This is a genomic window from Herbaspirillum sp. alder98 (assembly GCF_020179755.1).
GTDB lineage: Bacteria > Pseudomonadota > Gammaproteobacteria > Burkholderiales > Burkholderiaceae_D > Herbaspirillum.
In genome coordinates, this window is the sequence record NZ_JAIUCY010000005.1 from 72,927 (window position 1) to 89,660 (window position 16,734).

Annotated in this window: 14 protein-coding genes; 12 read left to right on the forward strand and 2 right to left on the reverse strand. The window is 58.9% G+C overall.

Annotation, left to right across the window (positions count from 1 at the left end):
* Positions 1 to 32 precede the first annotated feature (32 nt).
* The 12 genes from LBW87_RS13200 (at position 33) to LBW87_RS13255 (ending at position 12,152) form a co-directional block, all read left to right on the forward strand.
* The gene (locus tag LBW87_RS13200) at positions 33 to 1,556 is read left to right on the forward strand and encodes a 3-hydroxyacyl-CoA dehydrogenase (RefSeq protein WP_225201953.1); all 1,524 of its coding nucleotides are present in this window, start codon (positions 33 to 35) and stop codon (positions 1,554 to 1,556) included.
* Complete coding sequence (gene pcaF / locus LBW87_RS13205) at positions 1,553 to 2,758, forward strand: 3-oxoadipyl-CoA thiolase (protein WP_225201954.1); 1,206 nt, start codon at positions 1,553 to 1,555, stop codon at positions 2,756 to 2,758. Before LBW87_RS13200 ends, pcaF begins: the two co-directional genes overlap by 4 nt.
* Positions 2,759 to 2,762: 4 nt before the next feature.
* Positions 2,763 to 3,563, forward strand: coding sequence for an enoyl-CoA hydratase-related protein (locus tag LBW87_RS13210; RefSeq protein WP_225201955.1), 801 nt, complete (start codon positions 2,763 to 2,765; stop codon positions 3,561 to 3,563).
* A 111-nt stretch (positions 3,564 to 3,674) separates the two neighbouring features.
* On the forward strand, positions 3,675 to 4,454 hold the full coding sequence (locus LBW87_RS13215; RefSeq protein WP_225201957.1) for a GntR family transcriptional regulator: 780 nt from the start codon (positions 3,675 to 3,677) through the stop codon (positions 4,452 to 4,454).
* 48 nt (positions 4,455 to 4,502) lie between these two features.
* Positions 4,503 to 5,123 (forward strand): glutathione S-transferase family protein, encoded by a 621-nt coding sequence (locus LBW87_RS13220; protein WP_225201958.1) that lies wholly within the window; start codon positions 4,503 to 4,505, stop codon positions 5,121 to 5,123.
* A gap of 46 nt (positions 5,124 to 5,169) precedes the next feature.
* Positions 5,170 to 6,390, forward strand: coding sequence for a CaiB/BaiF CoA transferase family protein (locus LBW87_RS13225; protein WP_225201959.1), 1,221 nt, complete (start codon positions 5,170 to 5,172; stop codon positions 6,388 to 6,390).
* Positions 6,391 to 6,413: 23 nt separating this feature from the next.
* Positions 6,414 to 7,040: a carboxymuconolactone decarboxylase family protein gene (locus LBW87_RS13230; protein ID WP_225201960.1), complete on the forward strand. Its 627-nt coding sequence runs from the start codon at positions 6,414 to 6,416 to the stop codon at positions 7,038 to 7,040.
* The gene (locus tag LBW87_RS13235) at positions 7,037 to 7,933 is read left to right on the forward strand and encodes an amidohydrolase family protein (RefSeq protein ID WP_225201962.1); all 897 of its coding nucleotides are present in this window, start codon (positions 7,037 to 7,039) and stop codon (positions 7,931 to 7,933) included. The genes LBW87_RS13230 and LBW87_RS13235 overlap by 4 nt, the downstream gene beginning before the upstream one ends.
* Before the next feature lie 28 nt (positions 7,934 to 7,961).
* Positions 7,962 to 8,738, forward strand: coding sequence for an enoyl-CoA hydratase/isomerase family protein (locus tag LBW87_RS13240; RefSeq protein ID WP_225201963.1), 777 nt, complete (start codon positions 7,962 to 7,964; stop codon positions 8,736 to 8,738).
* A gap of 118 nt (positions 8,739 to 8,856) precedes the next feature.
* Positions 8,857 to 9,930, forward strand: a complete 1,074-nt coding sequence (locus LBW87_RS13245) for a porin (RefSeq protein WP_225201964.1) — start codon at positions 8,857 to 8,859, stop codon at positions 9,928 to 9,930.
* A 227-nt stretch (positions 9,931 to 10,157) separates the two neighbouring features.
* A complete protein-coding gene (locus tag LBW87_RS13250; RefSeq protein ID WP_225201965.1) occupies positions 10,158 to 11,114 on the forward strand; it encodes a tyrosine-type recombinase/integrase in 957 nt (318 codons plus the stop codon).
* A gap of 9 nt (positions 11,115 to 11,123) precedes the next feature.
* The gene (locus tag LBW87_RS13255; RefSeq protein ID WP_225201966.1) at positions 11,124 to 12,152 is read left to right on the forward strand and encodes a hypothetical protein; all 1,029 of its coding nucleotides are present in this window, start codon (positions 11,124 to 11,126) and stop codon (positions 12,150 to 12,152) included.
* Here the strand turns inward: LBW87_RS13255 and LBW87_RS13260 are convergent.
* Entirely contained in the window at positions 12,096 to 14,570 is a 2,475-nt protein-coding gene (locus tag LBW87_RS13260) for an ATP-binding protein (protein ID WP_225201967.1), read from the reverse strand. The two genes, LBW87_RS13255 and LBW87_RS13260, sit on opposite strands and share 57 nt — an antisense overlap.
* A gap of 493 nt (positions 14,571 to 15,063) precedes the next feature.
* The gene (locus tag LBW87_RS13265; RefSeq protein WP_225201968.1) at positions 15,064 to 16,734 is read right to left on the reverse strand and encodes a dipeptide ABC transporter ATP-binding protein; all 1,671 of its coding nucleotides are present in this window, start codon (positions 16,732 to 16,734) and stop codon (positions 15,064 to 15,066) included.

The window sequence follows — 16,734 nt, forward strand, 5'->3', positions numbered from 1 at the left end:
ATCAACGTGTTTTCATCCTTCAGGAAATCTTCATGACCGCATTGAACAAGGAAGTCACCATCGGCGTCATCGGCGCCGGTGCCATGGGCAGCGGCATCGTACAGGTGGCGCTCAATGCGGGCCACCCGGTAGTGCTGCACGATGCTGCCCCGGCGGCACTGGAGCGTGGCCTGCAATCCATCCACGCCACTTACGCCAGGCTGCTGCAAAAGGGCAAGATCAACCAGGCGCAGCACGACGAGCGTCTGGCGCGCCTGTCCGGTGGCGCGCTGTGCGACCTGGCGCCAGCAGGACTGGTGATCGAAGCCATTGTCGAACGCCTCGACATCAAGATCGAGGTCCTGGCATCGGTAGAGAAACTGCTGCGCCCGGATGCTATCGTCGCCAGCAACACGTCATCGCTGTCGATCACGGCCATTGCCGCCGGCCTGCAGCGCCCGCAGCGAGTGGTCGGCATGCACTTCTTCAATCCCGCGCCCATCCTGCCATTGGTTGAAGTCGTGCGCGGCAAGGCCAGTGCGCAGGATGCGCTCGACACCATTTTCGACACCGCCCTTGCCTGGGGCAAGATCCCGGTGCATTGCAGCTCCACACCAGGCTTCATCGTCAATCGCATTGCCCGACCTTTCTATGGCGAAGCCTTGCGCCTGCTGGCCGAGAATGCGGCCGACGCGGCCACCCTGGATGCGGTGCTGCGCGAGGCTGGCGGTTTTCGCATGGGCGCCTTCGAGTTGATGGACCTGATCGGCCACGACGTCAACTATGCGGTCACCAAGTCGGTCTACGACGCCCTCTATCAGGACCCGCGCTACAAGCCCTCATTGCTGCAGAAGGAACTGGTCGACGCCGGCTGGCTGGGCAAGAAGAGCGGCCGCGGCTTCTTCCGCTATGAAGACGGCGCGACCAACAGCGCCGTCACCAGCGCATCAAGCACGCATCAGACCAAGTCGGTCGCGGCAGAAGGAGAGCTGGGCGTGGCCGCCCCGTTGATCGACCTGGCCCATGCGGCCGGACTGGCCGTACGCGTCACCGATGGCGCCGGCATTCTGCATATCGACGGCATCACCCTGGCGCTGACCGATGGCCGCAGCGCGACCGAACGTTTCGCCGCCGACGGCGTGCAGGTGGTATTCGACCTGGCGCTGGACTACCCCAGTGCGGGCATCATTGCGCTGGCACCTGCAGACCAGGCAGACGCCCATGCGATCGATGTCGCCGTCGGCTTTTTTACCCGGCTCGGCAAGAAGGTGGTCGTGCTGGACGATTGCCCGGGCCTGGTGGTCATGCGCACCGTCGCCATGCTGGCGAACGAAGGCGCCGACGCTGTGCAGCAAGCGATTGCCGGAGCCGCCGATGTCGACCTCGCCATGCTCAAGGGCGTGAATTATCCGCGCGGGCCGCTGGCATGGGCCGACAGCGTGGGCATCGAGCACATCGCACGGGTAATCCGCCACCTCGCACAGAGCTATGGTGAAGACCGGTATCGCCTGTCGCCCTTGCTGGCGCGCATGGCCCTCTCCCACCGAACATTTTTCTCCGAAAATCCATCCGCATGAGCATCGAAGCCTTCATCTGCGACGCAGTCCGCACACCCATTGGCCGTTATGGCGGCTCCCTGTCGGGCGTACGCGCCGACGACCTGGCCGCAGCGCCCATCAAGGCCCTGATGCAACGCAATCCTGGCCTCGCCTGGGATACGCTGGACGATGTCATCCTCGGCTGCGCCAACCAGGCCGGCGAAGACAACCGCAACGTGGCGCGCATGGCGGCGCTGCTGGCCGGCATGCCGATCGAGGTCGGCGGCTCGACCGTGAACCGGCTGTGCGGCTCGGGCATGGACGCCGTTGGCACCGCCGTGCGCGCCATCCGCGCCGGCGATGGCGAGTTCTATCTGGCGGGTGGCGTAGAAAGCATGAGCCGGGCGCCGTTCGTGGTGGCCAAGGCAGAGAAGGCATTCAGCCGTGAAGCGTTGATGGCAGACACCACCATCGGCTGGCGCATGATCAATGCCCGCATGACCGAGCTGTACGGCACCGAGTCGTTGGGCGACACCGCCGAAAACGTGGCTGCCGACCATGGCATCAGCCGCGCCGACCAGGATGCCTTCGCTCTGCGCAGCCAGGAAAAGGCCGCCAAGGCGCAGGCCGCCGGCCGCTTTGCCCAGGAGATCGTCGGCGTACAGGTGCGCCGCGGCCGCGAAACCGTGCTGTTCGACGCCGACGAGCATCCGCGCGCCGGGACTACGCTGGAACAGTTGGCCAGCCTCAAGCCAGCCTTTCGCAGCGGTGGCAGTGTCACCGCTGGCAATTCGTCCGGCGTCAACGATGGCGCCGCCGCGCTGCTGGTGGCCTCCGAAGCTGCTGCGGCCCGCCATGGCCTGGTGCCGCGCGCTCGCGTACTGGGCGTGGCCAGCGCCGGCGTGGCACCGCGCGTCATGGGCATGGGCCCGGTACCGGCGACACAAAAGCTGTTGGCAAGACACAAGCTGTCCATCGGCGACATCGACCTGATCGAACTCAACGAGGCCTTCGCTTCGCAAGGCATCGCGGTATTGCGCCAGCTCGGGCTGCCGGACGATGCCGAGCATGTTAATCCGAACGGCGGCGCCATCGCACTGGGTCATCCACTGGGCATGAGTGGCGCGCGCCTGGTGATGAGCGCCGTGCGCGAACTGGAACTGCGCCAGGCGCGCTACGCCCTGTGCACCATGTGCATCGGCGTCGGCCAGGGCATTTCGCTGCTGCTGGAAAGGGTGTGATGCGATGACGCCAGATCCCCATCAACAATCCGGCACCCCGCCCGTGCGCTGCGAGCGCCTGGACGCTGCCGTGGCGCTGGTCACCATCGACCGTCCGGCGCGCCGCAATGCGCTCAACCTGCAGGTCAAGGAACTGGTGGCCGATGCCGTGGAGATGCTGTCGGCCGATCCCGCCGTGCGCGTGATCATCGTCACCGGCGCCGGCAAGTATTTCGTTGCCGGCACGGATATCGCCGAGATGACGGACATGACCACCACCTCGCATACGCTGCAGGCCACCGACCGCGTCTTCAACGTGCTGCGCCGTTGCGACAAGGTGCTGATCGCCGCGGTCGAAGGCTATGCGCTGGGAGGCGGCTGCGAACTGGCGCTGTGCTGCGACCTGATCGTCGCAGGCGAAAGCGCCAGGCTGGGCCAGCCCGAGATTCGCGTCGGCGTGATGCCCGGCGCCGGCGGCACCCAGCGCCTGCTGCGCACCATTGGCCGATACCAGACCATGAAGCTGGTCCTTACCGGTGAACCGGTCAGCGGCCGGGAAGCATTCTCGATGGGCATGGTGTCCGAGGCGGTGGCCGATGGCCAGGCGCTGGCACGCGCCCGGGCGCTGGCGCAGACCATCGCGGCCATGCCGCCGCTGGCGGTGCGCGCCATTCGCGAAGTCATGCAGCAAGGGCAGGATGTGGCGCTGGAGACCGCGCTGGCACTGGAGCGCCGGGCATTCCAGATGTTGTTCGACACGCAGGATCAGAAAGAAGGCATGCAGGCCTTCCTGGAGAAACGAACGCCGGCCTTCAAGGGGTGCTGAGACGGCATCGGAATCGCTTAAGTCAAAAGTTTGAACTATCGGATGATTCGGCGATAATGAGCCGATTGCAGCCGCCGGGAACGAGTTCCGGCCTTGCCCCGAAAGCCTTTGATGAAAAAAGAAACCGTCCGTCCTTCCGACACTGCCTTGTCCGACCCGCGCAAGCTCGCCATCGACTTCAGCCGCAGCGCCGTACCGCGCTATGTGCAATTGGCCAGCCTGTTCCGGAATCGGGTCGAGTCGGGCGAATGGCCGGTCGGCGCGCAAATCCCGACGGTCGACGACCTGGCCGAGGAATGCCAGGTTGCGCGCGCCACGGTGCGCCAGTCGCTGGATCTGCTGGAAGAAGAAAAGCTCATTGCACGCTATCGCGCCAAGGGCACCTTCGTGATCGGCAAGCCCCAGGAGCAGTTCTGGTGCGAGGTGGCGACCGACTGGTCGGGACAATTGCTGGCGCCGGAAGGAGCCACCATCGAGATCCTGACCGAGCGCGAGCAGTTGGCGCCGATGCCGGTGGATCCGGCCATTGGCGAAATGGCGCAGACGTACCAGCATTGGCGGCGACGCCATTGGCGCAATGGCCGGCCTTACTACCTGGGCGATGTCTACATCGACGCCGAGGTATGCGCCAGGATCCCGAAGAAGTCGTTCGAGACCAAGACATCGATGCGCATCCTGCGCGATCTGCCCGGCCTGGAGATCGTGGAAGCGCATCAGACCCTGACGCTGGGGTCGGCCGATCCGCAGATCGCGGATTTGCTGCAGATCCCGCTCAATGCGCCGATCGCGTATGTGACGCGTTCAGCGGTGGACCAGTCCGGCCGCGTGGTATTCGTGGGCCGGGGCATTTACCGGGGCGACGTGATTCGCCTCGACATACGACTGAAGTAGCGGCAAGTCATTCTGCCGCGACCGGTCATCGACAGATGAGGAAACGGCATGAAATTACATTGGTCACCACGTTCGCCCTTCGTGCGCAAGGTGGTCATTCTGCTCAAGGAAACCGGCCTCGAACCGCGCGTCGATTATGTGCGCTCGGTGGCCGCGATCGCCACGCCCAATCCGGCCATCATGGCCGACAACCCGCTGTCGCAGATTCCCGCCCTGGTACTCGATTCGGGCGAGCCGCTGTATGACTCGCCGGTCATCTGCGAATACCTCGACACCCTGCACACCGGCCCCCGCCTGTTCCCCCAGCAAGGCCCGGCACGCTGGACCGCGCTGCGGCGACAGGCGCTGGGCGACGGCATGCTGGCCATCCTGCTGATATGGCGCCAGGAGCGCATGAAGACCAGCGCCCAGCAGTTGCCCGCCTGGCTGGATTCGTTTGCCACTAAGATCGACGCCGCGCTCGACCGTCTGGAGGCAGAAGCCCCGGCCCTGGCCGCCAGTGGTTTCGACATCGGCCACATCACCATCGGTTGCACACTGTCCTACCTCGACTATCGCTTCGCCGATCTGGACTGGCGCGCCAGGCACCCCCGACTGGCGGCCTGGCATCTTGAGTTCTGCGCACGCCCGTCAGCGCTGGCAACGGTGCCGGACGACGCCCAGGCCTGAGCAGGCGCACCGTTTATTTCATCACCACATTTCATCGGAGTTTTCCATGGCAGGTCCACTTTCCCATATCAAGGTGCTCGATCTCTCGCGCATCCTCGCCGGCCCCTGGTCAGGCCAGGTCCTGGCCGATCTGGGCGCCGATGTCATCAAGGTAGAACGCCCGCGCGTGGGTGACGACACCCGCAGCTGGGGGCCACCTTTCCTCAAGGATGCGGACGGCAACGAGACCCGCGAGGCCGGCTATTACCTGGCCTGTAACCGCGGCAAGCGTTCCATCACGGTGGATCTCAACACTGCCGATGGCCAACGCATCATCCGCGACCTGGCGGCGCAGTCCGACATCCTGCTGGAAAACTACAAGGTCGGCACGCTGGCCAAGTTCGGGCTGGCCTATGACGACCTGAAGAAGATCAACCCGGGCCTGATCTATTGCTCGGTGACCGGTTTCGGCCAGACCGGTCCCAAGGCTGACAATGCCGCCTACGATTTCATGATCCAGGCCATGGGCGGACTGATGAGCGTGACCGGCGAACGCGACGACCTGCCGGGCGGCGGCCCGCAGAAAGTCGGCGTGCCCATCGTCGACCTGATGACCGGCATGTACACATCGGTGGCCGTGCTGGCGGCGCTGGCGCGGCGCGCCGAGACCGGCGCCGGCGACTACATCGACATCGGCATGCTGGATGTGATGGTCGGCTCCATCGCCAACCAGGGCATGAACTACCTCATCTCCGGCAAGACGCCCAGACGCGCCGGCAACAAGCATCCCAACATACAGCCGCAGGATGTGTTCGCCTGCGCCGACGGCTACATCGTGCTGGTGGTCGGCAACGACGGCCAGTTTGCCAAGTTCTGCGAGGTCATCGGCCATCCCGAATGGCCGGCCGACGAACGTTTCGCCAGCAACGGCAACCGCGTGCGCAACCAGACCGCGCTGCTGCCGATGATCACCGAAGCGTTCAAGACGCGCGGCATGCAGGAATGGGCGCATCTGCTGGACGCAGCCGGCGTGCCGTGCAGTCCGATCAACACGATTCCACAGGTGTTCGAAGATGAGCAGGTCAAGCATCGCAAGATGCTGATCGACATTCCCCACCCGAGCGCCGGCTCGGTGCCGCAGATCCGCAGCCCGATGCGCTTCACCGAGGCCTCGCTGGCCTTCGACACGGCGCCGCCGCTGCTGGGCCAGCACACCGACGAAGTATTGCGCGAACTCGGTTTCGATGCCGCACAGATCGCTTCGTGGAACGATGCCGGCGTGATCTGAGCCAACCAAGAGACGGAGCTTTTATGCCAAGAATTTCCTTTCCCTCGCCGGAGACCATGAGCGACGAACAGCGTGCGGTCTACGACGACATCGTCAGCGGTCCCCGAGCGCGCCTGGTCGGCCCGCTCAAGGCCGCGTTGCATAATCCGGCGCTGGCTGATCGCTGGCAGAAGATGGGCGCGCTGCTGCGCTTCGGCACCAGCATTCCGCCGCGCCATAGCGAACTGGCGATCCTCGTCGCCGCACGGCGCTGGAACAGCCAGCTGGAATGGGCCATCCACGCGGTAGCCGCGCAAGTCGGTGGTCTGCCCGACGAGGTCACCGAAGCCATTCGCGTGTGCGGCGCACCACGCTTTTCCGATGCCGCCGACGCTGTCGTCTACGAGTATGCGCGTCAGTTACAGCAGACCGGCAATGTCGACGACGCCTGCTATGCAAGCGTGCTGCAGTTGTACGGCGAGGCCGGCATCGTCGAACTTGGCGCCATCATCGGTTATTACACGATGGTGGCGATGACACTTAACGTGCATCAGATTCCAATGCCCGAAGAACACCCGGAACCACAACTGGAAGTTCGCCAGCGCGACGGCGTTGCAGTGTTGGCAGAACTGCCGCCCGGTGTGACCGTGGCGCAGGAGGCCATGCCATGAGCGGCTTTATTCCCGATGAAACCGAAACGCCGCGCATGCCCACCGCGCCGCTGCATCGCCTGCCCGCACTGGCTTGCGACGCACATGCGCACGTGTTCGGACCGTATGCGCAGTTTCCGCTCGCCGAGGCTTCCAGCTATCCGCCGCCGCTGGCGCCGGCCGACCTGTATGCACAAATGCTCGACAGTGTCGGCAGTGCGCGTGGCGTGCTGGTGCAGCCCGCCCCTTACGGCACCGATGCCGGGCCCATCCTTGGCGCCATTGCCGCCAGCCGCGGCCAGGTGCGCGGGGTCGCCGCAGCGCAGGCAGGAACGCCGGCGGCAGAGTTGCAGCGCCTGTACGACGGCGGCATCCGAGGCCTGCGTTTCGTCGAGATGCGCACGCCGACCGGTGAAAAATTCAAGGGTAGCGTCGGCGTGGACGAATTGCTGCAACTGGCGCCGGCCATGAAGCAGGCCGGCCTGCACGCACAACTGTGGGCGCCATGTGATGCCTATCCGTCGCTATTGCCTCGGTTGCGCCCCACCGGACTGACGTTGGTGCTGGATCACATGGCCTGCCTGAAGGTCGAACGCGGCGTGGACGACCCGGCCTTCCAGGCGGTGCTGAAAGCGCTGGCGGCGGGCGACGTGTGGATCAAGTTGTCGGTATGCCGGGTTTCCAATGCCGCGCCTGACTACGCCGACTTGGAGCCCTTCCACGATGCGCTGGTAGCGGCCAACCCGACACGCCTGCTGTGGGGATCCGACTGGCCCTATGTGCGCATGGGCGAACGCGCCCCGGACGTCGGCCGGCTGATCGACCTGTTCCATGACTGGGTGCCAGACGCCGCAGTGCGCCAGCAGATCCTGGTGGACAACCCGCAGGCGCTGTACGGCTTCGATAACGGCTAATGCCGCAGACATCATCGCGAAAGACATCATGTTCAATTTCACCCAGCTCGACGTCAGCGTGCAAGGCCATGTCGTCACGTTGACCCTCAACAGCCCTCCGGTCAATGCGTTGACCCGCATCCTCAATGATGAACTGACCATGGCGCTGGACGCCATCTCGGAGACTGACGAACTCCGCGCCGTGGTGCTCACCGGCGCCGGCAAGGTATTCTGTGCCGGCGCCGATCTCAAGGGGCGCGCCGAGAATATCAAACAACCGGGCGACTTCATGGCGCACTCGCGTCGTACCCGGGAATGCTTCCACGCCATCCGTGAATGCGCCAAGCCGGTCGTAGTCGCCATCAACGGCGCTGCGCTGGGGTCGGGACTGGCGATGGTGGCTTCGTCGGACATCCTGGTGGCATCCGACAAGGCCGCTCTTGGCTTGCCGGAGGTCGACGTCGGCCTGCTCGGCGGCTGCCGGCATGCCATGCGCCTGTTTTCACATTCCCGCCTGCGCCGCATGGCGCTGACAGGTTATCGCGTCGGCGGCGAAGAGTTGTATCGACTGGGCATCGTCGAAGCCTGCGTCGCGCCTGACGACCTGCTGCCGACGGCGCTGGAGATTGCGCACAGCATCGCCGCCAAGAGCCCCATATCGACCCGCATGGGCAAGCACACCATGAACGTGATCGAAGACCTCAGCCTGCGCGATGGCTACCGCTATGAACAGGACATGACCGCCGCCATCGGCAAGACCGATGATGCGCGTGAAGCCCAGTTGGCCTTCAAGGAAAAGCGCCCGCCCATCTTCACTGGCCGCTAACCGCACCGACACTCATCTGTTACCGATATCACGCGGGGGCAACTCCGCGTGCGGGAAAACTCGTGCCGACGCAATCACCAGAGCACGTATTTGCCATTTCATTCCTAGGAGGAGAACCATGAAGCAAGCACTTCGCATTAAAGAAACCTGTGTCGCCATCGCCGCGATTGCGGCCTGTTCGGCGGTGCAGGCGCAGACCAACGTCACCATTTACGGCATCCTGGACATGGGCATTGTCCACGAGTCGGGCGGCGCCGCAGGCAGTGTCAACAAGGTGACCAGCGGCATCGGATCGGGGTCCCGCCTGGGATTCAAAGGGACCGAAGACCTGGGCGGCGGGATGTCCGCTTTATTCCTGCTGGAATCCGGTTTCCAGATGGATACCGGCGCGATGGGCCAGGGCGGATTGCTGTTCGGTCGCCAGTCTTATGTCGGACTGAGCGGGACTGCCGGAACCCTGACGTTTGGCCGCCAGTACACACCGCAATATATCGGCTTTGTGCTTGCCGATCCCTATGCGGCCGGTTTCGCAGGAAACGCGGCAAACCTGGCGGCAAATTCGGGAAGCCGCATGGATAACTCGGTCAAGTATGTGTCGCCCGCCTACCGCGGATTCACGGGAGAAGCGGTCGTTGGTTTCGGCGAGAATGCCGGCGCCAATGCCATGGGGCGAGCATGGGGTGGCGCACTTGCCTATGCCGGCGGCAACTTCAATGCCCGCCTGGCGCACCACAATCGCAATATGGACACGACCGCCGTGCAACGCACGGAGAATGCCAAGAACACTTTGTTGTCCGCCAGCTATGATCTCAAGGTGGTCAAGTTCAGTGTCGGCTACGGGATCAACCGTGGCTATGGAAGTTCAGCCCTCAACAACGCCAACGCGTATGGCCTGGCGACCGCGCCCACGCCGTCGACCAACAGCCGGGACATCATCCTCGGCGCCACGGTGCCATTGGGGCGTCACAAGTTGATCACCTCGTTCATCTACAAGGATGACCGGACGTCATTCAACCAGGATGCCCGGCAGTTTTCCCTGGGATATCTGTATGCGCTGTCGGCGCGCACGGAGCTCTACACGACGGCGGCCCGTATGTGGAACCGGAACGGCGCGGGTTATACCGTGGGTAGTGCAATCGAAACTGGATCAGGGGATTTTGCCTGGAATGCGGGGATCAGGCATTCGTTCTGAACATGCGCGGGTGTGATTGATGCCGAGGGGAAGGATGCTCGCTAAGGCGGGCATCCTTTTTTGGGGGATGTCGGTATTAGTCTGATTTTCCCAAACGCATCAATAGTAGATTTCAGGTCAACGCCATCTACATCAGCCTCGTCCCCCGGGTCTTCAAATTCATTCTTTGCCAGCATGAGTGAATTTCCATGGCGCTATCATTTGTTTCCATTTAACTGGAGACATCCATGTTCATCGCAGAAGCAATACCGCTATTTTTAAATCACTGCCGTACGTACAAAAAGCTTAGCTCTCACACATTGAAGGCGTACGAGGCAGATTTGAAAATTTTCACATCGTCCACCGAGAGAGAATTAGAAGACATCCTTGATTCCAATTTGATTCACGATGTGACTCATGCTTGGCTCTCGTGCCCAGATCTAAAGCCGGCAACTATCAAGCGGCGCATTGCCACTCTCAAAGTATTCGTCCGTTGGCTATTCAAAGAAAAATATATTCGTGCCTTTCCTCAGGAGACGCTGTCCATCACGGTCAGGCTTCCTAAACGCCTCCCCAGAAATCTACGAACGTCTGAAATGAAGAAGCTGGCGGCGTTTTCTCCAGAGTGCAGTGCGGGAAGCGCTCCGGAATTGGGAGATCAGGTGACATCCAGAAAGGCCTGGGATCGATTGACGGCAAGACTCGCCATTGAAGTGATGACGCTGACCGGCGTGCGCGTAGGCGAACTCACAAAGATAAAGCCGCAAGACATTGATCACGGCGCGCGAAAAATAAATGTACTGGGAAAAGGAAACCGTGAACGACGCGTCTTTTTCCCCGACCAAGTCACCTCTACCCGAATTCGCCGCTATTTCGATTATGCAAAACGAAATTTCGGGGCAACCAGTAACGATTTTCTATTGTTCAATGGTTTGGGAAGGAGCGCCTCAGAACAATATCTGCGCCGAGTTATACGCAACTACGCCGAAGAGATGAAAGTAGAGCGACGTGTTACTCCACACATGCTTCGTCATACGGCAGCAACACAGCTACTTGAAGCCGGCGTTGATATTCGCCTGGTTCAAAAGCTTCTCGGGCATGCCAGCATTACGACCACCGAGATTTATACCCACGTTGCAGACCATCATCTTCATCAAAAGATAACGAAGGTCAACATTAGAAAGCGGTTGGAGAATTATCGATAACTAGGAATTATGGGTGAAATAAGCGGCAAGAGAATTTGGGATGGAACCGTGTTGTTGGTTGCCGATCCTTCCGAAGGTGAAATCCCCTCCACAGAGTACGACAGGCGTATTGATCGGCCACTGGCAAATACTGTTGACATGATCCGTGCAGCGCTAGAGAGCTGCGGTGACAAAGTCATCAGCTTCTCAGACCTCTCTCAATTCACGTCGGACATAAACAAGCACCCCAATAGTCTAGTTTTTCCTTATTGGTTTGGAGAGAGCAGCCGCAGTCGCCACGGACTAGTGCCGGCTATATGTGAAGCATCAAAGGTCATGTTCGTTGGTGCAGACGCGTATGCAAAAGTGGTTTGCAATGACAAAGAACTGTCCAAAACAATATGCCGTCAATCTGGTTTGCAGGTACCTTCTTCTGCGATTCTCACGACATTGGATGATCTTGACTTCGCAAGTTATCTCACGCCACCAATTGTCGTTAAACCTAATTATGAAGGGACTTCCCTTGGAATTAGCGATAAAAATCTCTGCAAATCATGGGATGAAGTTCGGCGAATTGCCGAGGTACTTTTCAAACAATTGGGTCAGCCGGTAATACTTGAAGAATTCATCGTGGGGCGCGAATTTTCGGCCTGCATCCTAGGGAATCCTCGAAGTGGCGTAAAAATTCAGGTCGGTGGGTGGAAAATTAATGGAAATTCCGATTTTCTGAATAATCGCTTAAACACCTTTGATCTTAAGCTGCCTAGCGGCTACACGTTCGTGTTCGAAGATCTAAACAAATCTATCGAACAGAGTGTCAACGAAGCATTTTTAGATTGTTTTGATCGCCTTGGAAAGACGGAACTGTTACGCATCGACGGCCGTATTACACCCGATAACAGCGTCGTCATTCTAGAACTTACGCCCGATATTTACCTTGGTCCTGATGGAGAGTTTTGCAGTGCTTTCGGGTATAACGAAAAGACGTTTAAAGAGTTCATTTCACAGCTCGTTACCAATAGCCTCGAAGGGTACGGTTCCAGTGTGCCAATGTGCTAAATAGACCGGGTGAAATTGCATCTGATAACGAGGAGACGAAGATGGAGGAAGCACATTTCGGCTACGACGGAAGCACCAATACGCCACATCGATCCCTGACTCCATCGCGGACCAACGAGTATATAGCTCGTCCGCTTTCGCATCGTTACCAAGGACACGCTCCAACTGCTCCAAGTTATACAGACCGATTCTTCTTATCTCGGTGTCGATCATTGGATTCGATGTGACGTTATGTAGTGAATTGGCGATTCTCCTCACCTCGTCAAATTGTCCCGCCATGGCGTACCAAACGAGAAGATTTATCTGAATAAGAATCCGGTCCAGTGGATCGTAAGATAACAGCAAAGCTTGTCGGAGACGATCGCGATCCTCAATTGAAAAAATGCCACGATACATCGCCAGGACTGCCCAATTGGCCATCAAAGTTGCCTGCTGAATCCATGAGTCTTGCGCGATCTCGTCAACTTCCTGCAAATAACCCTCCACCTCTTCCAACGCTTCCGTATAGCCCAGTTGCTGAACGAGTGACAGACAAATACTGACATACTCCACTTGGAATGCCTGCTTGTGACCGTTTCCGTGCGATTGAGATTCTTTGATCAACCTTTCGGCTTGTCTTAAATACTGGATACAAAGAGGTTGGTCTTCATCTTTGTATAAACAAAAGTCAGCGTATCGCAAAAGGGTGGGAAAAGCCTTTAACGACGCGTATTTCTTGCGTGAGATGGCCTCAAGGTAATACGCGCGGGCCTCCTGAAGGCGATCCGAGTTGCGCAACGCGTGCATGATAATAAGCCGAAGGCAGAGCTCCGAATCCAACGCATGTGCTTCATCAGGATCAAGCTGATCAATATGATTTTGCGCCAGACGTATCGCCTTAGACTGTTGGTCCGTGGAAGCATATAGCTCCGAAAGCATGTACTCATACGTTCTCGGCAGTTCATCAACCATGAGCAAACATGTTAGCGCGTCATCAAACCAACCTGTCTGATAAAAGAATAGACACTGAGAAAGTGTGACGCGAGACATCGCTAGACGATCATTTGAAAATTTCAGCTTACTGATGATTTCCTGAAGATACACAACAATTGCACGAGGATTTCGGCGCGAAATTCCTCGTTTCCCCACTTCCTGCAGCGTTCTTGCGATGCCTACAAAGTCCTCTAATTCAGCACATTGATGTAGCAATTGCCGACAGCGCGCCTCATCCGAAACAAACACTTGTCTATTGGGCAAATCTTGATAAAAGATTTTCCAGTATTTACGAAACATCAATTTGATTTTGGCTAACTGAGGATCACGATCAACTTCTTTGATAGCACGCACATGGGACATCACATCGTTTGCTGTTGCAACAACTAATAAACTGCCGTCCAGTTGATCAATTGCTTCATTTACATCAAGGCTTTTCGAAAAGCCAGCAATAGCAGGGAGGGAGTCAATGAATTCCTGCAAGAGATCACGTTCTATTGGCCCCGCGTGAGAAGAAAGCGCAACGACGAGATGTTTTTTCTCATTATCCAAACGTGCCATGGACAATTCAATCGTTCTTGTCAAGCTATCGTCGGTGATGTCGAATATCTCAACGATGTTATTTCGCCGAGACTGTATCGCTACAGCTTGATCGAACAGTCTCAGGTCGCCACCAGTTTGCTCAAATTGTTCTCGTAAAACGGATGCGAAACGTTCTGGTAGTGACGCAAACAACCTATCTGTGTACTGCTCAGCGAGCTTCTCAATTTTGAACCCCAAGACAGGGCGATCAATCAGTTGCGGCGCAAGGGTCACCTTTGAGAAAGGCTCGTTTGTGGCATATTCCAAGAATAGAACGGCCTTGGTTGCGTCGACTAGGTGCAGCAATATTTCCAACTCGTGAGGCTCTATATATTGCGCATGGTCAATATGGATGATGGCTGGATTTTTCTCAAACACTGTAAGCGCATAGAGCAACCTCTGATCGTCAAGATCAAACGATTTTGGAACATTCCGACCACGTTTTTCCCACGCGGATCGCGCCTGTTGATAGCTCTCTACCACGAAGTCAGCCGAGTCACTGGGCAAAACAGTTTTTGCCACGACAAGACCTACAGCCTCCCCTCCACGTACAAAAGTTTTAATCCAACGTTTATCGTTTCTGAACACGTCAAAGGACATGAATCCATTTTCTACCGAAAGTGCAGATAGGCGCCTTTGCAACAATTCTGGAAGTGGCTGGCCTGACAAAACACCTTCTGTCTGGCGGTCGCAATAGACGTAACAATAATGAGAAGCTGCCGCCTTGGCCGCTTCCTTAATCAGAGCGGATTTACCGACGCCTGGTGCCCCGTAGACAGCTACAACAGCGCCCTGTGCAGCACCAGTACGGAATAACTCTGACAGCTTCTCCAAATGCGGACGACGATTGAGGAACTCACCCATAATTCCTAGTTATAGCTCAAAGTTAGGCGCGATCCCAATATCGGCCAATCAGATGCACATACTTGGTTTTAGCCCCTTAGCGAATCCCAAGCCCCTTTTTTGCAATATTAGCAGGCCTATGCGGACTTATCTGAAAGCATGCCGAGCATCTTTCCCATTCGACAACAGAGAAAGTTATTCTATGCCCTGCCCGCCCGAACGGAGCTACACACGACGGCGGCCAGTAGTGGAACCGGAACAGCGCCAGTTATATCGTGGGAAGCGCCATCGAGACCGGGTCCGGGGATCTTGCCTGGGATGCTCGGATCAGGCATTCGTTCTGAACGTGCGCTGGCGTGATTGATGTAGATGGAAAAGGATGCTCGCGATGGCGGGCATCTTTTTTTGGAACATGCACGTGCGTGAGTATGGTTGTGCCGCCGGCGGCAGGCGATGGGTTTCCGTTGCAGCCATGCCCTCTCGACGCAGCAAAACCGCTTCCCGCCCCGTTTTTCTAACGCGACGTATTTCCCGGGCCGGAAAACGAGAACTCCCTCCCGGGTGCTGCCGCCAGCAACTTGCGCGTGTACTCCTCTTGCGGATCAAAGAACACGTCATTGACGTTGCCCTGCTCGACGATTCTCCCGCCTTGCATCACGATGACCCGATCACAGATCCTGCTCGCCACGCGCAGATCGTGGGTGATGAAGAGAATCCCGATCGATAATCTTTGCTGGATCTCTTCCAGCAACTCCAGTATCTGCGCCTGCACCGATACATCGAGGGCCGAGACCGCTTCATCGGCAATCAGGATACGGGGCTCGCAGGCCAATGCCCGGGCAATCGAAATACGCTGCCGCTGTCCGCCAGAAAATTCATTCGGATAGCGCCGCAACGCTTCGGGTTTCATTCGCACCAGATACATCATTTCTTCGGCCTGCTTCCACGCCTGCGCGCGCGAAACACCAAAATTGAGGGGCCCCTCGATGATGGACTCACCTACCGTCTGACGTGGATTGAGCGAGCGATACGGATCCTGGAACACCACCTGCACCTGTCGCCGCATCGGTGACAATGCTCGCCCCGTCGCCCTGGCGACCGAACGACCATCGACGAAAATGTCGCCCGCTGTAGGTTCGATCAGGCGCGCGATACAGCGCGCGACGGTCGACTTTCCGGAGCCGGATTCGCCCACGATGCCGATGGTTTCACCGGGCCTTAGCGATACTGAAAAATCATGCGCCGCATGAACCTGGTGCCGTGGCCGACGCCAGCCGCCGCTGTCGTAGGTCTTGCGGATATGCTGCGCTTCCAGCAGCGGATAGGCATGCTTGACCGGGCTTCGGTCTGAGCGCTTGAGCTCCGGCACAGCTGCCAGCAGCATGCGCGTGTATGGTTCGCGCGCATGGCCCAGCACCTCGGTTTTTTCGCCGGCCTCGATCATGCTGCCCAGTTGCAGCACCACCACCTTGTCGGCGATTTCTGTCACGACACCGAAGTCATGGGTAATGAACAGGACCGCCGTTGCGTTCTCGGTCTGCAGTTGGCGAATCAGCTTCAATATCTCGGCTTGCGTGGTGACATCCAACGCGGTGGTCGGCTCATCGCAGATCAACAAGGCCGGCTTGAGAATCAAGGCCATGGCGATCACGATACGCTGACGCTGCCCGCCCGACAGCTGATGCGGAAAGGATGCGTAGATGCGCGGTGGGTCCGGCAGCGCGACGCGGGCGAAGATGTCCAGGATCATCTGGCGGCGGGCCGCACGGTCAAGCCCGGTATGCCTGGTCAGCAGTTCGTCGACCTGGGCGCCGCAGCTCATGACCGGATTGAGCGCGGTCATCGGTTCCTGGAACACCATGCTCATGGTGGTGCCACGCAAGCCATTGATGCGCGTGGTGCTGGCATCAAGCAAGGATTCGCCCTGCAGATGAATGCTGCCATGACGTACCTGCAGGGATTTGGGTAACAAACCCATCACGGCGCTGGCGATGACCGACTTGCCCGAGCCGGATTCGCCCAGCAGGCAGAGCACTTCACCGGGCGCCACGTCGAACGATATATGGCTCACCGCATCCGGACGATCGGCCCCGCCTGGCAAGGCGATGCACAAGTCACGCACGGTCAGGACCGGCGGCACCAATTCATTAACACCAACACCAGACTGCGGTTGCAAAGTGGACAT